The following is a 22,402-nucleotide window of genomic DNA, read 5'->3' on the forward strand; positions in this document are numbered from 1 at the left end:
ATCGGAAAGGTGCATTCATCGCCAAGCTGAAGGCTAGCAGGGAACACCCCAGTCGAAACTCCCTCTCATTCGGCAGGATGCATTCCAAAATCTCAATGATTTAGGCTCTTTTCGATACGACCAATAAGCCGCACCAAAGTGAGGATCAGTCCCAATAAAGCGATTGCGCAAAGTAACGCAATAGGGGAAATTTTTTAAAAAATAGTCGTTATTTTTGCCATCATGACGATGATTGTTTCTGCCAGTCATCGTCAATTTAGTATTCGTTGAGACAATTAGGCCGAAGAAAAGCCTTGCAGCGATAGATAAATTGCCGCAGTGATGCAACCGAATGGCGAACACCATCGCGTTTTATTTCCAGACAGAAATGTAAACCACGGCCGACGCTCAACGGTGCATCGCATGTCTTAGCTGTCCTGCAACTCGCTTAAAATCCAGTCACGGAATTTGATCACAGCAGGCTTGCTGGCGTTTTTTTCGGGGTAAGTAAGGTAGTAGGATTGCGGACTTTTGAAGGCAAGCGGAAACGGTATATATAGCTGCCCGGAAGCAATTTCCACTTCGACCAGAAATTTCGGCATCAGGGCGATGCCCAATCCGGCGACGGCGGCCTGGATGACCATTAACAATTGCTCAAAGCGCGGACCAGACAACGCATTCGGACAATCCACCCCCGCTTGACGGAACCAATCCTGCCAGGCGAGTGGTCGGGTCGTGTGCTGCAACAGCGTCATTCGCGTCAGATCATCAACGCTGCGCACCTCAGTGCTCAGCGACGGACTGCATACCGGCACTACTTCTTCACCGATCAGGCGCACCATCACCGCGCCGGGCCAATCCGGCTCACCGAAGTGAATCGCGGCATCGACCTGGCGGCTGTTGAAATCAAACGGCAACACTTCCGTGCTGAGATTGGGGATAACTTCTGGATACGCTTTAGTAAATTTTGGTAACCGAGGAATCAGCCATTTGATGCCGAACGTCGGCAGCGTTGCCAAATTGAACATGCCAGCCGAATTCTTGTAAGTCATGACTTGAAAGGTGGCTATTTCGACCTGCGTCAAAGTTGCCGATATCTGCATCGCATATTCGCGCCCGGCTTCGGTCAGGATCAAACGATGATTCACCCGCTCGAACAGCTTGACGCCAAGATACGTTTCCAGCACTGCCAGTTGACGGCTGACCGCCCCCTGCGTCATGTGCAATTCATGCGCAGCCTTGGTAAATGACAAATGACGCGCTGCAGTATCAAAGGCGATCAGGCAGGAGGTAGAGGGGATAAATCTTCGCATGTTTTACGCAATCGTTGTAGGCCGACAACCGTGAGTGAATGCGGATGAGGCTAGCAGACATTCCGTGAATAAGGCAAGAGCCTACAACAATGTGCATGCAATTTACAAAACATCGCAACTTATAACGCGACAGCCAAAGGTAACCATTCTTCCAACGTCACTTCAAACGTCATACAGATTGGGTTAGCCCCGGCCACGAATGGACCGCCGTAGACATTTCCCTCAGTATCCGCGACTACGCCGGTCAGCGATGCGCTCAACGATCCGTCTTCCTGTGAGCGCACTTCACCGGCAAGGCTGACGATTTCTACGGCTGGTCCTTTGATTTGCACGTATTTGCCATCCCGCGTACCCAGACAGGCATCGACCAGACTGCCTAAAGCGCCGCGCACGAAAGCGTTCTTGAAGCCTTCTGCCATGCATAATTTTTCGACGCCCAGCACCAAATCTTCATTCGGTGCAATACGAGCATAGGCGACGCGGCCCATGCTGCCGGTTTCGACGATGGTTGCTTCACTCATTTGGGCTCTCCGCTTGCGGTTGTAGTAGGGGGATGTTGGTTTCCGGATCGTAAGTCACGCGCAACTCGAAGCCATCGAGCGAGGTGACCAGGACTGAAATCGGGGTACTGCCGACGATGCAGGTGTCGGTAATAATGTGACCGCCTTTGACGATGCCGTCTTGGGTGCGAATCGCGGCGTGGCAATGCACGATTGGTTTGCCATGCTGATTTTTGCCCATCGTCGCATTGCCAAAAATCATGTACGCAGGACCGGCTTGAATCGGTTTGGAATACGCGATCATGGCTTGATGCGATGGATCGGGCGCGGCCACGCAATATTCAATTTGATCGAAATAACCGCCGAGTATGGTGAATGAGGCGCTCTTGATACCGATCTCAATCAGCGGTTTAACAATCGCATCAAACAGACTGAGGCCGGCAACCAGCGTCAGGCGCACGTGCCGACAACTTGCCGCATGCCGACTCTGAATCCTGACCGGATTAAACGGTCCGGGATGCAGCATCATGCGCGAACGATGGGCGCTGGATGAGGTGGTTGCAATGTTGCTTGCGGTGGTCATAGATGACATTCCCCCTCTGCTTCAAGCAACGATTTGATCTGTTTTTTGACGATCTTGCCGTAGCCGGATTTGGGCATTGTTTCCCAGAATACAAAACGTCGCGGCCATTTGTATTTGGCGAGGCGTTCTTCCAGATGCGCGTGCAGTTGTTCGCAATCGACTGTTGCACCGCCCTTGGTGACGATGACGGCGATGCCGCTTTCGCCCCATTTGGGGTCTGGCAGGCCTAATACTGCGACTTCGGACACTGCCGGATGGGTCAGCAATGCTTCTTCAATTTCACGCGGATAGACGTTAGAACCGCCGGAAATATACATGTCGGAAGAACGTCCGGTGATGTACAAAAATCCTTCGCGATCGACGTGACCGATGTCGCCGGTGTGGAACCAGTCATCTTTGAATGCTTTGGCATTGGCTTCGGGATTGTTGTGATAGCCCATGAATACGGCGAGGCCGCGCACGCATATTTCGCCGGTTTCAAAGGCGGCTAATTTTTTGCCGGACTCGTCCAGGATGGCGATTTCCATGCCGGTGCGCGGGATGCCGCAGGAACCGACGCGGGCATGTGGGTCGCTGTCGTCGTCGGTGTGCATGTAGGTTGGCAAGAAGGTGATGTTGCCGGTGACTTCGCCCAGGCCGTAATATTGGACTAATACTTTGCCGAGCTTTTGCAGCGCGTAACGTTGATCGGCGCGATACATCGGCGCACCTGCATAGATGACGTGTTGTAGCGAGCTGTGATCGTAGCGGTCTACTGAGGGATCTTCGGTGAGTATTTTGACGATGGTCGGGACGGTGAACATGTTGTCGATGCGGTGCTTTTCGACTAATTGCCAGACGTCCTCGGGGATGAGTTTTTCTGTTGCGGGCAGGATGCTTGCTGCGCCGCGGGCGGTATTGACGATGGCGTGGATGCCTGCGCCGTGGGATAGTGGGGCGACGACTAATGAACGTGATTTATGTGACAGGCCAGGTAGCAAATCGGCTAGATGATTGGTGACGACAAAGGCCATTTGTCCGTGCGATAGCATGCCTGCTTTGGGATGGCCGGTGGTGCCTGATGTGTAGAAGAACCATAGGGGATCTTCGTAGTCGACTTCAACTTCCTCGAATGGGTGGCTGTTCGCCGGGTCTGTTGCCAGCGCTTCGTAATCTAGTTCGCCTTCGCGCGGGTTACTCAGCGCTATTACGTGGGTTAGGGCTGGGGAGACTGCTCTGACTGCATCGACGTAATTGGCCATGCCGTGGTCATATAGCATGATGCTCGCGCCGCTTGACTCGCCCAGATAGGCGGCTTCTGGTGGGGTGATACGGACGTTTGTGGGGACCCAGACCATGCCTAGCTTGAATGCTATCCAGGCGCTTTCGAAGATTTGTAGATTATTGCGGGAGTGGACGAGAAACTTGTCGCCTTTTTTTACGCCTAGCTTTTGGAAGGCGTGGGATACGGCGTCGACGCGATTGTTGATTTGCTGCCAGGTGGAGATGTGTTCACCTATGATCAGACCGGGTTGGTCTGGGAACCGTCGGGCGACGTCGGATAGAAGTCGTCCCAGATTCATAACTTTTTTTAACATGATGGTGGTTTTCTTTAGAATCTGTTCAAAGGGATAGGGTTGTTATTAGTGTTCGGTGGTGGTGTTCGATGGTGGTGTTATGTAGCGCTACCAAATGTTTGGGGGTTGACGGGGTTGGTCGGAAAACATGTTTGAGTGCAGCGAGCTGCTTTTTCGACCCGGCAAACTTCTGAGACATTTGAGGCCCGGAAGGGCAGCGATATCTGCGATCGCCTTCTTTTTGGTTGCGTTTTCTGTGGGGCGCCTAGCCGAAGCAAGAACAAAGTGACTTGCTGCCGGCCCGCCCCCGGCTTGCAGCAACGGAGCACCAACCGTTCAAATTACCAAAACCCTCTCGCAAACCCCAATTACCTAACTCTCTCCAAAATACTCACATAATTAGCCACCGCCGCCCCACCCATATTGAACACCCCCACAAACCGCGCATCAGGAATCTGCATGTCTCCAGCATCATGACAAGCCTGCATAGCCGCCATAACATGCATAGAAACCCCCGTTGCCCCAATAGGATGCCCCTTAGACTTCAACCCACCAGAAGGATTAATCGGCAACCGTCCCTCTTTACTGGTAACGCCATCCAGAATCGCCCGCGCGCCCTGCCCCGGCTCAGCCAACCCCATCGCCTCATATTCCAGCAACTCAGCAATCGTAAAACAGTCATGCGTCTCAACCAGCGACAAATCATTCAACGTCAACTTAGCCTGTCCCAGCGCCTTCTGCCAAGCCAGCATCCCGCCTTCAAACCGCGTAGGATCGCGCCGACTCAGCGGCAGAAAATCATTCACCTGCACGGCTGAGCGGAACTGCACTGCGCGGGTCATGCCCTTCGCCACATCAGCGTCACTGATAATCATCGCTGCAGCACCATCCGAAATCAGCGAGCAATCCGTCCGCTTCAGCGGGCCAGCCACAAACGGATTTTTCTCCGATACATTGCGACAAAAATCAAACCCAAAATCTTTATGCATATGCGCGTACGGATTCGACATACCATTCTTGTGATTCTTCGCAGCAATCGCCGCCAGCGCATCCGATTGATCGCCATAGCGTTCAAAATAAGCTTGCGCAATCTTCCCAAATACACCTGCAAATCCGCCGGGAATACTCGCCTCTTCTTTGGCATAAGAACATTTCAACAAAACATCCCCCACCGCCGCCGTTGCCAGCTCCGACATTTTTTCAAACCCAATCACCAACGCATGCTTCGATTGCCCTGACAACACCGCTTGCAAACCTGAATGAATCGCCGCCGAACCGGTAGCGCAAGCATTCTCCACCCGCACAGAAGGCGTAAAACGTAACTCAGGAATCTGATTGAACACCAACGACGAAGGGAAATCCTGGTACAAAAAACCACCATTGAAAGTGCCGATGTGAATCGACGAAATATCCGCCGGGGTCAAACCCGCGTGTGCGATCGCCGCCTTCGCCGCTTCGGAAATTAAAATTTCAGGATCGATGCCATCTAACTTACCGAACTTCGAATGGTTCCAGCCGGTAATACAGGGTGCGGAAGTAGTCATAAGGTTTCCTTAAAAGAGTTTTCACAAGACGCTATGCAAAAACGATGCCACAGCTATTTCATGGTCGGACATAAGTAATTACAAAGGAAAGCACGCACAACATCGCGCCATTTGGATCAGCATGCAGGCAAGCACATAGAGGTCAATTTACACCCTTTACATGACCGTTTCCCACTCGCCAAATTTGCTGCACTGCGGGATATACAGGTGTTTATTCCATGCGACACCTGTCGCACAAATTAAACACATGACATCCACCATAGAAGTCACCTTGAATCCCCCGTTTTAGACGAGAATAGCAATGCCGCTAAGGCATACGGCCATGCATCAGGGCAATCTCAAAAGGTAAGCCCGGGCTTGGCATCTAAATTGCTCTATCCGTTATCAGGAAGCATCGATACAGCATCGATACAGATGCAGATAGCATTTTTCATACTTAAATCCAGGAGACAAACAGATGGGTAATATTTCACGCCGCCGTTTTTTGAAAACCATTTCTGCTACATCGGCGGTTGCCGCCAGCGGTCTCGGTCTGTATTCAACACAAGCCCATGCTGCTGCGGAATTCACTTTGAAATTCGCTAATAATCTACCGATCACCCATCCGATGAATGTGCGCGCCAAAGAAATGGCTGCCAAAATCGCGACCGACTCCAAAGGTCGCGTCGACATGCAGGTGTATCCAAACAGTCAACTTGGTACCGATACCGACATGCTGTCGCAAATCCGTGCCGGTGCGATCGATTACTTTATGTTGTCTCCGCTGATTCTGGGAACGCTGGTTGCAGATGCGCAGATCAGCGGCATCGGCTTTGCTTTCAAGGATTACAACCAGGTCTGGGCTGCGATGGATGGCGATCTGGGTGCTTTCGTCCGCAAGCAAATTGCTGCCAAGTCCACCTTGTTCGCTTTCGACAAAATTTGGGACAACGGCTATCGCCAGATCACCAATAGCACCCGTCCTATCAATAAGCCGGAAGACCTGAAAGGAATGAAGCTGCGCGTGCCGCCTAGCCCACTCTGGACATCGATGTTCCGCGCTTTTGATGCCGCACCGACCAGCATTAACTTTGCCGAGGTGTATTCCGCCCTGCAAACCAAGATCGTCGAAGGTCAGGAAAATCCACTGGCCATCATCGCCACTGCCAAGCTGTACGAAGTCCAAAAATACTGTTCCGTCACCAATCATATGTGGGACGGTTTCTGGTGTCTGGGCAACAAAGCATCGTTTGAAAAACTGCCTAAGGATCTGCAAGATATCGTGACGCGCAACGTCAATGAAGCTGGTCTCAAGCAACGCGTCGACACGAAAGCACTGAACGATTCATTAGTCGCCGACATGAAAACTAAAGGTCTGGTCTTCAATACCACCGATAACGAAGCCTTCCGTACCAAGCTGCGCAGCGCTGGTTTCTATGAGCAATGGCATAAGAAGTTCGGTCCAGAAGCTTGGGCAGTGCTTGAGAAATACACCGGAAAACTGGCGTAATGAGCGTTGCTATGACCTCTGCCACCTATCCTGTACCGGTGCAAAGCCACTTTCTGGCTAGGTTGCTGGCGACCATCAACCGCGGCGTCATGCACGTAGTCGCCGCGGTGGCGGCACTGCTGGTTGTGGTCGAAACGCTGGTGCTGTTCATCGGCGTCACTTACCGCTACGCATTGCACGATCCGCTGATATGGTCGGACGAACTGGCATCCACACTCTTCATCTGGCTATCGATGCTGGGTGCGGTGTTGGCTCTGGACCGTGGCGAACATATGCGGCTGACTGCCATCGTCAACAAACTCTCAGAAAAATGGCGCATCTGGTTTGAGACGGTGGCGGCGCTGGTCGTCTGCATCTTCGTGCTGATGATCATTCATCCTGCAGTTACCCACGCTACCGAACAGATGGCGATTACTACCCCGGCCCTCGAAATCCCTGATGGTCTGCGGGCAGCGGCGTTACCGGTTGGTGCAATTCTGATGTTGCTGGCGGCGATTGCAAAAATGGCTAGCCATGCGACGTTTAAACAGGTCGGCTCTGCCGTCGGCGTAGTGGGCATCATCGCCCTTGCGCTGTGGTTGGGCAAACCGATGTTGATCGCGATGGGCAATTACAACCTGATCATCTTCTTTGTCGTGTTGATCGGGGCGTGCGTGGCGGGCGGTATTCCGATTGCGTTTGCTTTCGGCACCGCGACGATGGCCTATCTGGCACTGGCGACTAACGCGCCAATGATGATCGTGGTTAGCCGCATGGACGAAGGCATGTCGAGCCTGATTTTGCTGTCGGTACCGCTGTTTGTATTGCTGGGAGCATTGCTGGAAATCAGCGGTCTGGCGCGCACGTTGATTGATTTCATGGCGTCATTACTGGGCCATGTACGCGGCGGCTTGCAATACGTTTTGTTGGGGGCGATGTTTTTGGTGTCCGGTATTTCTGGCTCCAAGGCAGCGGATATGGCGGCAATTGCGCCGGCACTATTCCCTGAGATGAAAAAACGTGGCGCTAAACCGGAAGAATTGGTGGCCCTGCTGTCATCCTCCGGCGCAATGACCGAAACGATTCCGCCTAGTCTGGTACTGATCACCATCGGCGCAGTCTGCGGCGTATCGATCACGGCGTTGTTCATCGGTGGTTTGATGCCAGCGGTGATTGCAACCATCGCTATCGGTATCGTTTGCTGGTTCCGTGCACGGCGCGAGCCAATGCCCGACGTCAAACGCGCAACGTTAGCAGTTATCGGCAAAACGTTGATCGTGGCGTTGCCAGCATTGGCGTTGCCGATCCTGATCCGTGTCGCAGTGATTGAAGGTGTCGCGACAGCAACCGAAGTAGCGACTATCGGCGTGGCTTACACCATCGTCGTCGGTCTGGTGATGCACATATTTATGCGTCATCTGAACTTCAAGCGGCTGTATCCGATGCTAATTGAAGCGGCGACTTTGTCGGGCGCAATTTTGCTGATCATCGGTATGGCGACGTCGATGGCTTGGGCGCTGACCCAGTCTGGTTTCTCGGCCAAGTTGGTACAGTTGATGCAAGGCGTGCCGGGCGGTGGAACCGGGTTCTTGCTGATTTCGGTCGCGATCTTCATTGTGTTGGGCAGCATCTTGGAAGGCATTCCGGCGATCGTGTTGTTTGGTCCGTTACTGTTTCCGGTAGCACGTTCGCTCGGCATCCATGACGTGCATTATGCGATGGTGGTGATTTTGTCGATGGGGATAGGCTTGTTTGCTCCGCCGTTTGGGGTGGGCTTCTATGCTGCTTGCGCTATCGGTAAGGTTTCGCCGGATCGTGTGTTCAATCGGGTCTGGGGATATCTGGCAGCGCTGGTGCTGGCGTTGTTGGTAGTGGTTGCCATACCTTGGATTTCAATTGGCTTTCTTCCAAAATAATTCTTCATTCATTCATTCAATAAATTAATTAATCCATTGGCTTAATTCAAATCAAAAAAGGCGGTCTGTAGGGTCTACGAACTTCTGACAGACACGACAGATCGCCCCCATCTCGGAGATACAAAATGCCTCATTATGATAGCGGCGTCCACAAAGTGGCGCTCGTGACGGGCGGAGCCATGGGCATCGGTGCTGCAATTTCTGAACGTCTGGCGGCCGATGGGCTGATGGTTTTGGTAGCGGACATCAATCACGATGCTGCGGCGGCAACGGCGGCGAAGATTAATGCGGCGGGTGGGATGGCAGCACCGCTGCAAATGGATGTCAGCAATGCTGCGGCGATTGCGCAGGCATTTACGACTATCGAGAAGGACTATGGCCGTTGCGACGTACTGGTGAACAATGCCGGGATCGCCAAAATGTGTTCTTTCCTGGACGTGCAACTGGATGGCTGGATGCAGATTCTGACAACTAATCTGACCAGCGTGATGCTGTGCGGTCAGCATGCGGCGCGTTTGATGTTACGCAATCAATGGGGACGGATTATCAATATTTCTTCGGTTTCAGGGCTGCGTGCCGGAACTGGACGGACCGCGTATGGGACTTCGAAGGCTGCGGTAATTGGCTTGACCAAGCAGATGGCGATTGAGTTGGCCGAACATGGCATTACGGTGAATAGTGTTGCGCCCGGCCCGGTGGATACGCCGTTGACGCAGGCAATGCATTCAGCGGAAACGCGGGTCAGTTTTACGAATGGGATTCCGATGAAACGCTATGGCACACCGGCTGAGATCGCTGCTGCGGTGGCATTTTTGGCAGCACCGGATGCGTCATTTATCACGGGCCATGTTGTGCCTGTGGATGGAGGATTTATCGCCGCTGGCGTGTTGGCCGTTTAAACGCATTGGGTTGAAGTTCGTCGGATTTAATTAAACATTTCACTGGTCGCTAGGAAATATATGAAGCCCATCATGGAAGGCAAAATTGTTATCGTTACTGGCGCGGGGTCCGCTGGGCCGGGTTGGGGTAACGGTAAAGCTGCCGCTGCGTTGTACGCACGAGAAGGTGCGAAAGTGTTTGCGGTGGATCGCAATTTAGAGGCCGCTGAAGAGACGCGCGATGTGATTCGGTCTGAAGGCGGGATTTGCGAAGTCATGGCGGTAGACGTTGCTAAACGCGAAGATGTGCAGGCGATGGTGGCGGCTGTAATGGCGCGTTTTGGACGGATTGATGTGTTGCATAACAATGTTGGGATTGCCGAAGTTGGCGGCCCAGTTGAGACTAGCGAAGAGAGTTGGAATCGGGTCGTGGCGGTGAATCAGACTAGCTTATTTTTGACCTGTAAATATGTTTTGCCGGTGATGGAGAGCCAGCGCAAAGGCGCGATTGTGAATATTTCCTCCGTGGCGGCGTTGCGTTGGATTGGGTTTCCTTATGTTGCTTATTCGGCGACTAAGGCGGCGATGTTAGCGTTCACAAAGAATGTCGCTATGCAGTATGCCGGATCGGGAATTCGGGCGAATTGTGTTTTGCCGGGGATGATGGATACGCCGATGATTCGGGAGCCGCTGAAGGCTTCTTATGGTGGGGATATTGAGGAGATGCGGCAGAAACGGGATGCGCAGTGCCCGATGGGGCACATGGGGGATGCCTGGGATGTGGCACATGCGGCGTTGTTTTTGGCTTCGGATGCGGCGCGGTATATTACTGGAGTGGATTTAATTGTGGATGGCGGGTTGTCACTTAAGTGTGATTAAACCCGGTTTAGTCGTTGGAACGGTTTGCGCTCCGGGGTAGCTTGTTCAAAATTAGCTCGGGGTGGGGCTTTACCAAAATGTCGCCAAGGTATCGAAATCTTCTAACTTCTATCGAAAAATTATAACTTTTTTGCTAAATATTCAGTTTTTATCGAAAAATCTTAAATTTTTGATGATTACTCTTGATCCTCTAAGGCTTTGAACGTCTCCCGAACCACTTCCTCGATTCGGTTGAGGACCTTTTCTGGGATATAAACATACTTTTTCCTGCGATTAGCCGAGAGCATCCCTTTGTTGGACTGAATCATCCGGATGAGGGCTGAAAGGTCTTTCTGGGGTACGTCCAGCTCACGATCGAGTGTTGAAAATGCTAGGTCATACCCCTTTAACCAAGCGAGTTCACGCGGAATTTCCTCCTGAACGGCTTGCTTGATAACGGCATGAAGAAACGCCACCTCCCGGTCCGCCTCAAAGAAACGGTAAGAGCGACTGCCCGGCGCGCGCAAAATAATAGGATCGATGTCGCCGCGGTGGTAATCCCAAAGTGCCGTCACGGGTCGCGAAAAGGCACTTAGAACAGCGTGATATTGCGGGATGTTCTGCTCGATAACCGCAGAGACGGGAATAACTGTTTCTGGTCCCATAAGCGCCGAGCGTGCCAGCACATGCTGGATAAGAAAGCGGTGCAAGCGACCGTTGCCATCCAGAAAAGGATGCAGATAGACGAAGCCAAAGGCGGCGCAGGCGGCCTTGACTAGCACATCGGTACAACGTTCATCATCGTTAATGAAGGCTTCCCAACCGCGCATGACGCGTGTCAGGTCTTCGATCGGTGCCGGGATGAATGAGATGCGACTAATGCTGTCTTCCAGCCAGTTTTGCTTAGTACGATAGGAGGCTTCCTGGCTGTAGACGTCACGCACGATGACGTTTTGTAATTTCACCAGCCATTCTTCGCTCATGTTGACGTGCTCTCCCGCATGCTTCAAAAGCTGCACGAACCGCTCTTGCTTGCTGAAGCTGGGGGTCTCCGATTCGATTGCATAGCTACCGCGCGTTTCTGACAGATACAGGTAGGCCAGCGCCCGGCTATAAATTTCTGGGTTGTCTACTGCATCTAGGGTTCTCTGCGCTTCTTGCAGCAATTCTGGTAAAGGCGCGTCTTTCGGGATGGCTGCGCGGCGCACTATCGGACAAAAATCGGGTGTGCCTAAGGCGTTGTTGCGAACTCGAAAATTCTGGGCACGGGTGGATTTGGTGGCGGTGAAATAGATGTCTTCAGGGAAAAGGTCTACGTAGCCACCTTTAACTGCTATGCCTGCATTCAGGTCCTTGCCGGTCAGCCATTCCCAGAGAAAGCAGGCCCGGCGGATGTGCTCGCCGGTGGGGGTTGCCTTTAGTCGGGCAATTAAATCGTGCGGCGGCAGATGTTCAAATACGGCGTCGATGACTTCCAGATTGACGCCCTCGTGTCGTAGTGCAAATTCCAGATGGCCTACAAGTGTGTTCTCGATGGCGACGCCAGTTGGAAACAGAATGCGCGCGTCGCTCTCGGTACGACGATTTACTGAAGGATTGGCAAACGCTGGTCTTGCCAAAGGCAACACGTTGAGGTTTAGGACACTAATGAGATGGGCGTAGCCGATTGGGGTCACTGGATATTGAATTCTTTTAACTTTTATCGAGAAATTATAACTTTTTGCGTTAAAAAAGTGATTTCGCCAAAAAATTATAACAAATAATGGAAGGGGGGTGTCCTGGATTTGCTGCCCAATTCACGATCAACTTATTGCGTATTTTTTGCTGATGGTTTTATTCTGATGGTTGGTATTTAAAACTGAAAAAGCGCCGCAAAAGGCCCTCTCAATCCACACTAAATAACATCCCGGCCGACGTTATTTCGTCACTCTGTTTTAACCAATTTCGACGATTTCTTCACCGCACCTTTTTCCGCACTTTGCATCGACTCGGCAAGTTTCCCCCATACCTCCTCTGCCGTCTCCACAAAAGTCCGAAGACAAGGGTTGCGGTTTTCTTTATTCCAGATCACCGCCACCTCAACCATCGGGGCATCCGTCATCCGCTTAAACACTGTCGTCTCCAAATGCATCGCCTGCATCGAACTAGGCACCATCGCCACCCCCAACCCCTCGCCGACCAGATTAACAATCGTCTGCTGCAAATTAGTCGCCAACTTAATCCGCGGACTAAAACCATTCACCCGACAATAATCCACGATCAAATCATAGACAACCGGCGCTATCGTGCGCGGAATGCTGATAAAAGATTCACTTGCCAGGTCTTTAGGTGAAATCATTTCACTTGAAGCCAAACGGTGATTTTTCGGCAAAACCAACACCAACGGCTCGCAATAAATAGTCCGACTATCCAACCCGGCACAGTCCTCCGGCCGATACATAATCCCCACATCACACTTATTTTCCTTAATATCGATCGCCAACAAATTCGGCACATATTCCGTCAATTGCATATCCACTTCAGGATACGCAGCAGAGTAATGCCGCGTCACCGAAGGCAAAATGTTATACGCCGATGACATCATAAAACCCACCATCAGCGCACCGCTCTTACCCGCGCTGGTAGACACGGCGTTGCGTTTTGCCCGATCCAGCGCGTTGAAAATTTCGGCCGTATCTTTATAAAAATTCTGCCCCGCTTGCGTCAGCTGCACATTGCGTCTGCTGCGGTCAAACAGCATGACGCCCAACTCCCTTTCCAGGGCCGCAATTTGCCGCGTCAACGGCGGTTGCGAAATATGCAGCAACCCCGCTGCACGCCCAAAATGCAAGGTTTCAGCAACGGTTCTGAAATACGTTAAATGGCGCAACTCGATCATCTGATACCTTTAAGGTATTAATTGGGTGACTATATTGTATTGGAAGTAATCAACTAAGCTAGCTATTCTTAGTTCCAGAGATAGCGTTCTGATCCAAGACTTTTACCGCTGTCTCATAAAAACACGCAAGACTTGTTGCCAGCAACATATCCTGACGAGTTTTAAAAAGCGCATTCAGCCATAAGCCAGAATGAACGCCACTTATAAAAATAATTAGTTCCTAACAGGAGACAATGATGCCGACACCAACGGTAGCTTTATCCACGCATAAAAGCCATGTCAGAACAACGCCTTATCGCTCACTGGAAGAACTCTGCGGCGGCGATCCCCAGATGCAAGAACTGATTACACGCGGCAAGTTGTTGATCGACCGCGGCATCCCGATTTTGATCCTTGGTGAAACTGGCACCGGCAAAGAATTTCTCTCTCGCGCATTGCATGCCTTCAGCGCCCGTCGCAACGGCAATCTAGTCGCCGTCAATTGCGCATCTATCCCCGAAAGTCTGGCCGAAAGCGAATTGTTCGGCTATTGCAAAGGCGCATTTTCCGGCGCATTGCCGGGCGGCATGAAAGGCAAAATCCAGCAAGCTGATGGCGGTACTTTATTTTTAGATGAAATCGGCGATATGCCATTTTCTCTGCAAACCCGATTATTGCGCGTGTTGTCCGAACGCGAAGTCATGCCATTGGGTGCGCCGCATCCGGTCAGCGTAGATGTGCATTTGATCTGCGCAACGCATCAGGATTTAAAAACATTGGTGGCGCAAGGCACGTTCCGCGAGGATTTGTATTATCGGATTGCCGGCGGTGTACTGCGTCTGCCGACATTGCGCGCACGCGCCGATAAATACCAGTTGATCATGCAAATGATCGCGGATGAGTTATCGCTAATACAGGCACCCGATCAGATTCTTGCCCCGGCTGCGTTACAGCACATGCTGGCGTATCCATGGCCGGGCAATCTGCGACAAATGCATGCGGTCGTCCGCTATTGCTGCGCCGTCATGAATGGAACGCGGATTGAAGTCAGCGATTTGCCTGAGGATTTGATGCAATTTCAGGTGGAAAGCAGCCCGGTCGAGAATGTGCGCCGCATCACAGCGCTACCAATTTTCCCACGTCAAAGTCACTCCAGCACGCCATCGCGCGATGAACGCTCACGCGTGATTGACGCTTTAAATGGCAGCCGTTGGAATATTTCTGCCGCGTCGCGGCAATTAGGAATGTGCCGCGCATCGCTATATCGGAAGTTGCGAGAACTGGATATTCCGCATCTGCGCGATCAGGCGATGCCTGCTTATGCATCTTGATGCAGACTGCGTTTAGCGACATTTGGTGAGGCCCGTGCTATTGCTATTCGAAAGATTCAGCAGTAGCGCGGGTACCAATTTTTGGCGCAGACTAAACGCATTTCGTCACTTCAGCAAGCTATGAAACTGAGTACTTTCTAAAGCTTTATCAAGGCTTGTATTTCAGTTCGAGTGTCTCAAAATATTCTTCAAACTGCGCTGCTGGCAATGGCTTGCCGAGATAAAATCCTTGCGCCTCGTCGCACCCTTTTTCCTTCAAAAAATCCAGCTGTTCTTCAGACTCAACACCCTCACCGATGGTTTGCAGGCCAAGGCTTTTGGCGATGCTGATGATCGCCATGATGATGGCGCGGTTTTCACTGCTATCGTGAATGTCGCGCACAAAAGACTGATCGATCTTCAGCTTATAGACCTTGAATTTCCGTAGATAGCTAAGGGACGAATAACCGGTGCCGAAATCGTCAATTGCAATCCGGATACCATTAGCATGCAAGCGGTCCATCGTGGCGATGACTTTCAATGGATTATCCATCGCGACGCCTTCGGTCAGTTCCAGTTCCAGATAGTGCGCTGGCAATTGGGCCTCGTGCAGCATCTGCATCACAAGTTCGGGCAAGCGTGGATCGCGGAATTGCACAGCGGAGAGATTCACCGCTATCGTTGTCGGTGGAAAGCCGCTATTAATCCAGTCTTTGCACTGGCGGATCGCGCTGCGTAATATCCACTCACCGATTTGCAAAATCTGTCCGCTATCTTCGGCGATCGGTATAAATTCAGCCGGTAATAACGCGCCAAATTCGGGATGATGCCATCGCAGCAGCGCTTCAATCCCTACCATGCGCTGATCGCTCAGTTGTATCTGAGGCTGGTAAAACAGTTCGAATTCGTTGCGTTCCAGCGCATGCCTTAAAGCATTTTCGAGCTGCATTACGCGGGCTGAGTTGGCCTGCATTTCGGTGGTAAAAAAACGATAGCCGTTGCGTCCTGCCTGCTTAGCGCGATACATGGCGACATCGGCAGATCTGGACAAGGCTTCAAAATCGGTGCCGTCGCCAGGATAAACTGCAATCCCGATGGAGGGCGTAACGACCAATTCATATTGCGCTATCTGGTAAGGTTTGTGCGACAATTCCAACAGTTTTTCGACGACATGCGCGGCACCGGCAGCATCGGTCTCCGGCAACACCAGAATAAATTCGTCGCCGCCGAGACGCGAAACCGTATCTTGCCCGCGTATCGTTTCCGTCAGACGGTCAGCCCACGCGATCAACAATTGATCTCCTACCTGATGGCCGAGGGAATCGTTAACGTTTTTAAAGTGATCGAGGTCGAGAAACATCAGCGTCAGCGCGCCTTGAGTACGCTGCGCAACGGAGAGGTCGTGGCGGAAACGGTTCTTCAGTAACTCACGATTTGGCAATCCGGTCAGCGGATCGAAATGCGCTAGTCGATGAATGTGCGCCTGCGCTTCTTTATGCTCGGTGATGTCGCTAAATATGGCGATGTAGTTGGATAGTTTATTGTTATCATCGAGAACCCGGCTGATCAACAGCCATCCCATATACTCACGGCCATCCTTGCGCCGAAATGCCATTTCGCCCTGCCAATGACCTTCTATATTGATGGTCATCCACATGTTGTGATAGAAGTCCTGACTCTGATAATCAGACTGCAGCATGCTTTGATTTTGCCCTAGCGTTTCAGCTTCGCTAAAACCACTGATGACACTAAACGCCTGATTGACCATGATGATGGTGCGGCTGGCGTCTGTCACCATGATCGCTTCGCCGCTTTGCTCAAATACTTTGGCGATCAGATGCAGCTTGGCTTCGGCCTGTTTACGGGCGTGAATATCGGTCAATGTGATGCGCATTAACTGCGCATTCTCACCATGTTTTGCTGCATTATTGGCACAACCCATTGCGCCGTTGACCCTGCCATTATGCGCAGCACTATTCACGTCTATGCGTAGGCAATCCAGCTGCACGTCAAGCTGTGAACCATCATTGCGTTGTAGCAGCAGCTCGCATTGATGCTGGCGATTGTGTCGCAGGACGTTGATAAAGTGACGGTGCCAGCGATCCTTGTCGTCTGATGCGATAAAACGGGTGAAGCGTCGTTGCAGCAGTTTGGTTCTCTCCACACCCAACAGCGCTGCGGCGGTCAGGTTAATCTCTACAATCATGCCTTCGGGAGTGATGGTCAGATAACCGACCGGCGCGAAGTCATACAGGTCAACATAGCGGTCACGCGATTCTTCCAGATTGATTTGCGCGCGCCGCAATTCTTCGTTCTGCATTTCCAATTCAATCTGATGCACCCGCAACTCATGCAGAATTTCTTCTGTAGAACGGTCTGGCAGCACTGGCAGGTTGCCCACCGGCGTGCCCGCCAGCTGACGTTCAGCCTCTGAACGCTGCCTGTCGGCATTGATTGATTTTTTTGTCATACAGCCGCCGCAAGCGCCAATAAAATCAAATTCGATTCGCCGGTTTTGCTGACTATGCGACGCGCATTAAGCAGCATTTTTCGGCGGCCTATGATCGGGAAATCCTGCTCTACCGGATAGTCTTCAAAAGTCTGGTTATGCTGGCGCACACTTTCCAGCAATTGACGCAGCGCGGGAATATCCCACTGGCGATTGCCAACTTCATAAATCAAGCAGCCCACGGTGTCTTGCGGTTGCACTTTGAATTCACGGTAAAACGAATGACTAGCGGAGATAATTCTGAAGGCGTTATCCAACACCAGCAGCGGTTCACGCACGGTGTTGATAATGCCTTCGGCCAGCTGCTGCGCTTCGCGCGCTTCCATTGCCTTGATGTGTTCGGTGATATCGGTAAAGGTCAGCACGACGCCGTCGATCACGTTATCGAGCGTGCGGTATGGCTGGATGCGGGCCAGATACCAGTCACCGCTTAAGGTGCTGACTTCACGCTCCAGCGGGATCAGCGTATCGAGCACGACTTGCGCTTCGCCTAGCAGGTCTTCGCCTCTGAGCTCGGATTTGATATCGCCCAGTGCACGTCCCATGTCAGATGGGGCCAGCCGATAAATCCGCACAGCGTCGCGGGTAAAACGGCGCACGTGCATGTGCTGATCAAGGAAAATCGTGCCGACGTGAATATTTTCGAGCAAGTTTTTCATGTCGTTTTGCATGTCGGCCAGCTGCTCGATTTTGGCTTCTAGCTCGGCATTAACGGTGACCAGTTCTTCATTCACCGATTGCAATTCTTCTTTAGAGGTCTCTAATTCTTCGTTGGTCGATTGCAATTCTTCGTTAGTCGATTGCATTTCCTCGTTGACGCACTTGAGTTCTTCATTGAAATTTTGCTGCTCTTCAATCGTGCTGTGGAGGCTTTCTTTGGTGTAGGTCAGTTCGCGTTGCAATTCTTCGATCTGCCGTAATTCTTCCGTGCTGGCAGGATGCGCATCAGCGCCGGGTTCCATCGGCCTTGGCGGTGCAACATCTTTAAAACTGACTAGCAATAAATCTTGTTTAGTATTCGTTTCCAATAGCGGCCGGACGCTGACAGTCATCAATTGCGAGGTATCGTTCGCTTTGAGTGTCAATTCTTGATTCAGCGTCGAAGTCCCTAAATTGGCGGCGGCATAAATGGCAACGCGTAATTCCGTTTGCAGGCCGTCACGCGCCATTTCGATGACATTCAGCGAGGCTTGACCGGGTGCCGGGCGCAAATATTTTCCGGTATCGCCATGCACATACAAAATATCTCCCTTGGCATCGGTAATGACCGAAGCAGGGGCAAAGGTTTGCAGCAACACCCGCTTAGTCAGCTCGGCAAAGTTCGTTTCTTTGGTTTTCTTGATAATGTCCTCCGGAGTTTTCCTACGTATATCAGCGGTCCACGATAGATCGCGTGCCTGCACCAGGCGTGTCGGCGTAGAGGATGGCACTGACCGATACAATTTCCACTTGCGATTTATCGGCGTGAACAATTCTGTATGCGTACCAACACCTTCGGACGGCGACAACAGCAATGTGCCATTTGGCTTAAGAGCGTAATGAAAAGAGGGGATAAGGCGATTTTGCAGCTCCGGCTCAAGGTAAATCATGACATTGCGACAGCTCAGCAAATCGAGCTTGGTAAACGGCGGATCTTTGAGCATGTTATGGACCGCAAAGACGACCATCTCGCGGATTTCTTTTTTTATCCGGTAACCGGCATCTTCCTTCAGAAAAAAACGTTGCAGACGCTCTGGCCCGACGTCGTCGGCAATAGCTTGCGCATACAGACCGGCGCGGGCGACCGCAATCGCTTCGTCATCCAGATCGGTGCTATACAGTTGCACCTTGCATTCGCGGCCGCTTTCGTTCATCAGTTCACGCAGAATGATGGCGATGGAATACGCTTCTTCACCGGTGGCGCAACCAGCGATCCATGCACGCAAGATATACCGATCTGGCACTTCTGCCAGCAACGGTGCCAGAATTTCTTTCTTCAAAATGCTAAAAGTGTCGGGATCACGAAAGAAGCGGGTAACGTTAATCAGTAGTTCCTTAAATAATATCTGCACCTCAGGCGGATGCTCGCCGAGATAGCGCGCATAGACTTCTATGTCATGGATGCTGTGCATGGTCATTCGCCGCTGGATGCGACGGAAAATCGTGTTTACTTTGTACAACGAGAAATCGTGACCCGTGCCAGCTTGCAGTAACTGAAGTATCCGCGAGATGCTGCTGGCCGTCACGGCGGTGATAGCTGCCGGTGCTGGTTTTATGATGGGCACAGTCGATTTAAAGTGATGGTCAAGCAAGCGTGCTGCCATTTTTTCGGCAGGTAACGTAAAACTGGCATACCCAGCGTTAATCGCGCTGCGCGGCATGCCATCGTATTTTGCCAAGGTGGGATCTTGCACCAGAGAAACACCGCCTGCTTCAAGAATAGCGTTTAGTCCATTGGTGCCATCGGTGCCGGTCCCGGAAAGAACAATCCCGACCGCCGCTTTACCCTGATCCTGCGCCAATGAAGACATGAACATATCAATCGCCATCCGTTGCCCGCGGGGAACAACGGGAACGCTTAAATGCAGTGCGCCATCGAGAATGGTTAAATCACGGTTGGGCGGAATGACGTAGACGCAATTCGGCAACACTTGCTCGTTATCCTGCGCCTCGGATACGCGCATCGCCGTACTACGTTGCAAAATTTCAGTCAGCAGACTGGCGTGATCGGGATCAAGATGCGATATCAGTATGAAAGCCATCCCGGAATCATCCGGACAAGGCCGAAAAAACTGTTCGAATGCTTCTAAACCTCCCGCTGAAGCACCGATGCCGACAATACGGAAAGATCCGGCGGCTTCTGGCTTAATGCGCGAAGTCATGCCTATGCTTGCGCCAGCAAACTTTTTTGCCAGAGAGTTAGCGGTTTTAGCCACCATCGAATTTCCTTTTAGCAAGGTACTTCTATAGTGAGAGGGTGCGATGTGCGGCCTCAGGTGAGTGCGGCAATCGCCAAAAAAGTAGCATTTATTCAGTCATTTTGTTGATCGCTACGATCGACAATGACAGATAGTTCACTTATTTTTTTGTCAATGCCGAAGAATAGCCATACAGCAACTTTATGTCTACTCGTTTCCACGAATACTATGACAAATAACGACTCAACATGATGAGTGGCGAATAGCGCGGAAAAGCGATAACAAAACAGCACTTATTATGATAATTATTGCTGGATAATGCGGAAACGTTCCAAGAATTATATCTGGGCAAAGTGAGGATGTATCATTGCCGCGCGATATTTAATCTTAAACGCAACAAAAGAGTAAGCTAAAGTTGACTCCGGGCGTGGAGCTGGTAAAAATGGTAATCGACCACGCGCTTGCAGCTATTTACGAAGGTCGAATCCATGAAAACAGTGTTCGCCATTTTGATGACGTGTTCCCTGCTATCCGGTTGCGTATCGCCCAGCAATTTCAGTTGCGATCAACCCGACATCAGGCCGATTTGGTGTAACGGCCGCGCCATCCAGACCGAGACGCCGCCCGCGAAAACACCCGGATCATGAAATAAACGATGTAAATGTACATAAGTTCTTCGTCATCTGAGTGGATTGCAGATTACTCAATGACTAGCGCGATTGCATTGTCACACCGGTATCGATAGTGCCATACACCTGCACCGATGAACCGCCGCCGGAAGCTGGCGAAGTGCCTGCACAGCCAGCTAAAAACAAGATACCGGACAGCGCAGCGAGTTTGCACAATGGTGAAAAAAACAGTTTCATCGAAGACATTTCAGGTGGCATGGCGTGGACGCATTATGTGGGGAGTCTGACTTGGACTCAACTGGCAACGAACAGTTCGGTTAATTCAGTGATATGGCATGAACGTTCACTTTCCTGCTAAAAAATTGGTTTTATGTACTGAATGACAGGCTTTGCCGAACCAATTCAACTATCCACAATCCCAACCTTCCCGATACTAATGGATTTCTCATCGATGCATGTTCCCTACCGCCGTAGTTTGCTACTCGCCATTGCCACCCTGCCATTGACGGGCGTATGTTCGCCGTTGTTGAAGACTGGCACTGGCAATCAATCATCCGCGCAGATGCAATTAGCAGCCCTTGAAACACAAACTGGCGACCGACTAGGTGTCCACGCCATCAACACCGCTGATGGAGGCCAATTAGGCCACCGTGCAGATGAACGGTTCCCGTTTTGCAGCACGTTCAAAGTGCTAGCAATATCGGCGATTTTGGCACGCAGCGCGCACGAAGACGGATTGCTTCAACAGCGCATTCACTACTCACCGAGCGAAATGGTGTCGTATTCACCGATCACAGAACGGCACGTCGCGGACGGTATGACGATTGCCGAACTCTGCGCCGCAGCGCTGCAATACAGCGACAATACTGCGGCGAATTTGTTGATAAAAGCGTTAGGCAGCCCGGCTTCTGTCACGGCGTTTGCGCGCACAATAGGCGACAACACCTTCCGTCTGGATCGCTGGGAGACCGCGCTCAACAGCGCTATTCCCGGCGACCCACGAGATACGACGACCCCCGCTGCAATGGCGCACAGCCTGCAACGGCTGGCCCTCGGCGATGGCCTTGCACCGCCTCAGCGAGCGCAATTACAGCAGTGGCTGCAGGGCAATACGACGGGTGCGAAAAGAATACGCGCAGGTGTCCCGGCCGATTGGCAGGTTGGTGATAAAACCGGCAGCGGCGATTACGGCGCTACCAACGATGTTGCTGTGCTATGGCCACCGGGTAAGCCCCCGATTATCGTCGCGCTTTACTTTACCCAGCGCGAGAAAGAAGCAAAATCGCGCGAGGATGTGCTGGCATCGGCAGCCCGGATTGTGGTGAAGGCATTCAGCTAACTTCAGCTAAATATAGATGCGGTGCGGCTGACCTCATGCCTATCCGCCGATTTCATCCATGCCTGAAGTAGCGCATATTTGGCCGGTTGACGGAAATTTCTAAACGACTATACTCAAGCGCATTAACCATTAAAACGTCCAGCCCTCTTTTCATGACCACGCCCACTTTTCCATCGAATCGCATTCGTTCAGCGTCGAGCAAGGAAGACTGGCGCGTGTTTCCATTTCATCTTACGCAACGTTTTCTGGCAATACGCGCGCCATTA

At 51.7% G+C, this 22,402-nt stretch carries 17 protein-coding genes; 7 read left to right on the forward strand and 10 right to left on the reverse strand.

From position 1 onward, the window contains the following. Window positions 1–407: 407 nt before the first annotated feature. The 5 genes from gcvA to C7W93_RS14355 form a co-directional block, all read right to left on the reverse strand. Window positions 408–1,292, reverse strand: a complete 885-nt coding sequence (gcvA, locus tag C7W93_RS14335) for a transcriptional regulator GcvA (protein WP_108440877.1) — start codon at window positions 1,290–1,292, stop codon at window positions 408–410. A gap of 119 nt (window positions 1,293–1,411) precedes the next feature. Then, complete coding sequence (locus C7W93_RS14340; RefSeq protein ID WP_201747262.1) at window positions 1,412–1,813, reverse strand: PPC domain-containing DNA-binding protein; 402 nt, start codon at window positions 1,811–1,813, stop codon at window positions 1,412–1,414. Further along, a complete protein-coding gene (locus C7W93_RS14345; protein WP_225869890.1) occupies window positions 1,806–2,384 on the reverse strand; it encodes a DNA-binding protein in 579 nt (192 codons plus the stop codon). The genes C7W93_RS14340 and C7W93_RS14345 overlap by 8 nt, the downstream gene beginning before the upstream one ends. Then, window positions 2,372–3,952, reverse strand: a complete 1,581-nt coding sequence (locus C7W93_RS14350) for an acyl-CoA synthetase (RefSeq protein WP_108440878.1) — start codon at window positions 3,950–3,952, stop codon at window positions 2,372–2,374. Before C7W93_RS14350 ends, C7W93_RS14345 begins: the two co-directional genes overlap by 13 nt. Window positions 3,953–4,299: 347 nt before the next feature. Further along, entirely contained in the window at window positions 4,300–5,475 is a 1,176-nt protein-coding gene (locus C7W93_RS14355) for an acetyl-CoA acetyltransferase (RefSeq protein ID WP_108440879.1), read from the reverse strand. A 457-nt stretch (window positions 5,476–5,932) separates the two neighbouring features. On the opposite strand from C7W93_RS14355, the gene C7W93_RS14360 reads away from it, so the two are divergent. The 4 genes from C7W93_RS14360 (at window position 5,933) to C7W93_RS14375 (ending at window position 10,616) form a co-directional block, all read left to right on the forward strand. After that, window positions 5,933–6,964, forward strand: coding sequence for a TRAP transporter substrate-binding protein (locus C7W93_RS14360; RefSeq protein ID WP_108440880.1), 1,032 nt, complete (start codon window positions 5,933–5,935; stop codon window positions 6,962–6,964). A gap of 11 nt (window positions 6,965–6,975) precedes the next feature. Continuing rightward, a complete protein-coding gene (locus tag C7W93_RS14365; protein ID WP_108442129.1) occupies window positions 6,976–8,859 on the forward strand; it encodes a TRAP transporter large permease subunit in 1,884 nt (627 codons plus the stop codon). Window positions 8,860–8,984: 125 nt separating this feature from the next. Continuing rightward, window positions 8,985–9,758: an SDR family NAD(P)-dependent oxidoreductase gene (locus C7W93_RS14370; protein WP_108440881.1), complete on the forward strand. Its 774-nt coding sequence runs from the start codon at window positions 8,985–8,987 to the stop codon at window positions 9,756–9,758. A 60-nt stretch (window positions 9,759–9,818) separates the two neighbouring features. Further along, the gene (locus C7W93_RS14375) at window positions 9,819–10,616 is read left to right on the forward strand and encodes an SDR family NAD(P)-dependent oxidoreductase (RefSeq protein ID WP_108440882.1); all 798 of its coding nucleotides are present in this window, start codon (window positions 9,819–9,821) and stop codon (window positions 10,614–10,616) included. A 176-nt stretch (window positions 10,617–10,792) separates the two neighbouring features. On the opposite strand, the gene C7W93_RS14380 is transcribed toward C7W93_RS14375, so the two are convergent. Then, entirely contained in the window at window positions 10,793–12,271 is a 1,479-nt protein-coding gene (locus tag C7W93_RS14380; RefSeq protein ID WP_108440883.1) for a Fic family protein, read from the reverse strand. A 248-nt stretch (window positions 12,272–12,519) separates the two neighbouring features. After that, window positions 12,520–13,473, reverse strand: coding sequence for a LysR family transcriptional regulator (locus C7W93_RS14385; RefSeq protein ID WP_108440884.1), 954 nt, complete (start codon window positions 13,471–13,473; stop codon window positions 12,520–12,522). Window positions 13,474–13,706: 233 nt separating this feature from the next. Between C7W93_RS14385 and C7W93_RS14390 the strand changes: the two genes are divergently transcribed. After that, the gene (locus C7W93_RS14390; protein WP_370446460.1) at window positions 13,707–14,783 is read left to right on the forward strand and encodes a sigma-54-dependent Fis family transcriptional regulator; all 1,077 of its coding nucleotides are present in this window, start codon (window positions 13,707–13,709) and stop codon (window positions 14,781–14,783) included. 148 nt (window positions 14,784–14,931) lie between these two features. Here the strand turns inward: C7W93_RS14390 and C7W93_RS14395 are convergent, their stop codons facing one another. Beyond that, entirely contained in the window at window positions 14,932–17,232 is a 2,301-nt protein-coding gene (locus C7W93_RS14395) for an EAL domain-containing protein (RefSeq protein ID WP_108440886.1), read from the reverse strand. Further along, the gene (locus tag C7W93_RS14400; protein ID WP_201747263.1) at window positions 17,229–20,189 is read right to left on the reverse strand and encodes a chemotaxis protein CheB; all 2,961 of its coding nucleotides are present in this window, start codon (window positions 20,187–20,189) and stop codon (window positions 17,229–17,231) included. The genes C7W93_RS14395 and C7W93_RS14400 overlap by 4 nt, the downstream gene beginning before the upstream one ends. A 421-nt stretch (window positions 20,190–20,610) precedes the next feature. On the opposite strand from C7W93_RS14400, the gene C7W93_RS24635 reads away from it, so the two are divergent. Beyond that, window positions 20,611–20,763: a hypothetical protein gene (locus tag C7W93_RS24635; RefSeq protein ID WP_161539936.1), complete on the forward strand. Its 153-nt coding sequence runs from the start codon at window positions 20,611–20,613 to the stop codon at window positions 20,761–20,763. Between the two features lie 115 nt (window positions 20,764–20,878). Here C7W93_RS24635 and C7W93_RS24845 read toward each other — a convergent pair whose 3' ends face one another. After that, window positions 20,879–21,034 carry a hypothetical protein gene (locus tag C7W93_RS24845; RefSeq protein ID WP_201747264.1) on the reverse strand — a complete coding sequence of 52 codons (156 nt, stop codon included), beginning with the start codon at window positions 21,032–21,034 and terminating at the stop codon, window positions 20,879–20,881. A gap of 214 nt (window positions 21,035–21,248) precedes the next feature. Here C7W93_RS24845 and bla point away from each other — a divergent pair, with 214 nt between their 5' ends. Beyond that, complete coding sequence (bla, locus tag C7W93_RS14405; RefSeq protein ID WP_108440887.1) at window positions 21,249–22,136, forward strand: class A beta-lactamase; 888 nt, start codon at window positions 21,249–21,251, stop codon at window positions 22,134–22,136. The last annotated feature ends 266 nt before the right edge of the window (window positions 22,137–22,402 follow it).

It is taken from the genome of Glaciimonas sp. PCH181 (genome assembly GCF_003056055.1).
In the GTDB taxonomy this organism is placed as follows: domain Bacteria; phylum Pseudomonadota; class Gammaproteobacteria; order Burkholderiales; family Burkholderiaceae_D; genus Glaciimonas.

What these genes read in the sequence shown, in the direction of transcription:
- bla (WP_108440887.1), top strand. Translation starts at nt 21,249, where the DNA reads ATGCATGTTCCCTACCGCCGTAGTTTGCTACTCGCCATTGCCACCCTG.
- C7W93_RS14360 (WP_108440880.1), top strand. Translation starts at nt 5,933, where the DNA reads ATGGGTAATATTTCACGCCGCCGTTTTTTGAAAACCATTTCTGCTACA.
- gcvA (WP_108440877.1), bottom strand. Translation starts at nt 1,292, where the DNA reads ATGCGAAGATTTATCCCCTCTACCTCCTGCCTGATCGCCTTTGATACT.
- C7W93_RS14385 (WP_108440884.1), bottom strand. Translation starts at nt 13,473, where the DNA reads ATGATCGAGTTGCGCCATTTAACGTATTTCAGAACCGTTGCTGAAACC.
- C7W93_RS14350 (WP_108440878.1), bottom strand. Translation starts at nt 3,952, where the DNA reads ATGTTAAAAAAAGTTATGAATCTGGGACGACTTCTATCCGACGTCGCC.
- C7W93_RS14390 (WP_370446460.1), top strand. Translation starts at nt 13,707, where the DNA reads ATGATGCCGACACCAACGGTAGCTTTATCCACGCATAAAAGCCATGTC.
- C7W93_RS14395 (WP_108440886.1), bottom strand. Translation starts at nt 17,232, where the DNA reads ATGACAAAAAAATCAATCAATGCCGACAGGCAGCGTTCAGAGGCTGAA.
- C7W93_RS24845 (WP_201747264.1), bottom strand. Translation starts at nt 21,034, where the DNA reads ATGAAACTGTTTTTTTCACCATTGTGCAAACTCGCTGCGCTGTCCGGT.
- C7W93_RS14345 (WP_225869890.1), bottom strand. Translation starts at nt 2,384, where the DNA reads ATGTCATCTATGACCACCGCAAGCAACATTGCAACCACCTCATCCAGC.
- C7W93_RS14340 (WP_201747262.1), bottom strand. Translation starts at nt 1,813, where the DNA reads ATGAGTGAAGCAACCATCGTCGAAACCGGCAGCATGGGCCGCGTCGCC.
- C7W93_RS14370 (WP_108440881.1), top strand. Translation starts at nt 8,985, where the DNA reads ATGCCTCATTATGATAGCGGCGTCCACAAAGTGGCGCTCGTGACGGGC.
- C7W93_RS14365 (WP_108442129.1), top strand. Translation starts at nt 6,976, where the DNA reads ATGACCTCTGCCACCTATCCTGTACCGGTGCAAAGCCACTTTCTGGCT.
- C7W93_RS14375 (WP_108440882.1), top strand. Translation starts at nt 9,819, where the DNA reads ATGAAGCCCATCATGGAAGGCAAAATTGTTATCGTTACTGGCGCGGGG.
- C7W93_RS24635 (WP_161539936.1), top strand. Translation starts at nt 20,611, where the DNA reads ATGGTAATCGACCACGCGCTTGCAGCTATTTACGAAGGTCGAATCCAT.
- C7W93_RS14355 (WP_108440879.1), bottom strand. Translation starts at nt 5,475, where the DNA reads ATGACTACTTCCGCACCCTGTATTACCGGCTGGAACCATTCGAAGTTC.
- C7W93_RS14400 (WP_201747263.1), bottom strand. Translation starts at nt 20,189, where the DNA reads ATGGTGGCTAAAACCGCTAACTCTCTGGCAAAAAAGTTTGCTGGCGCA.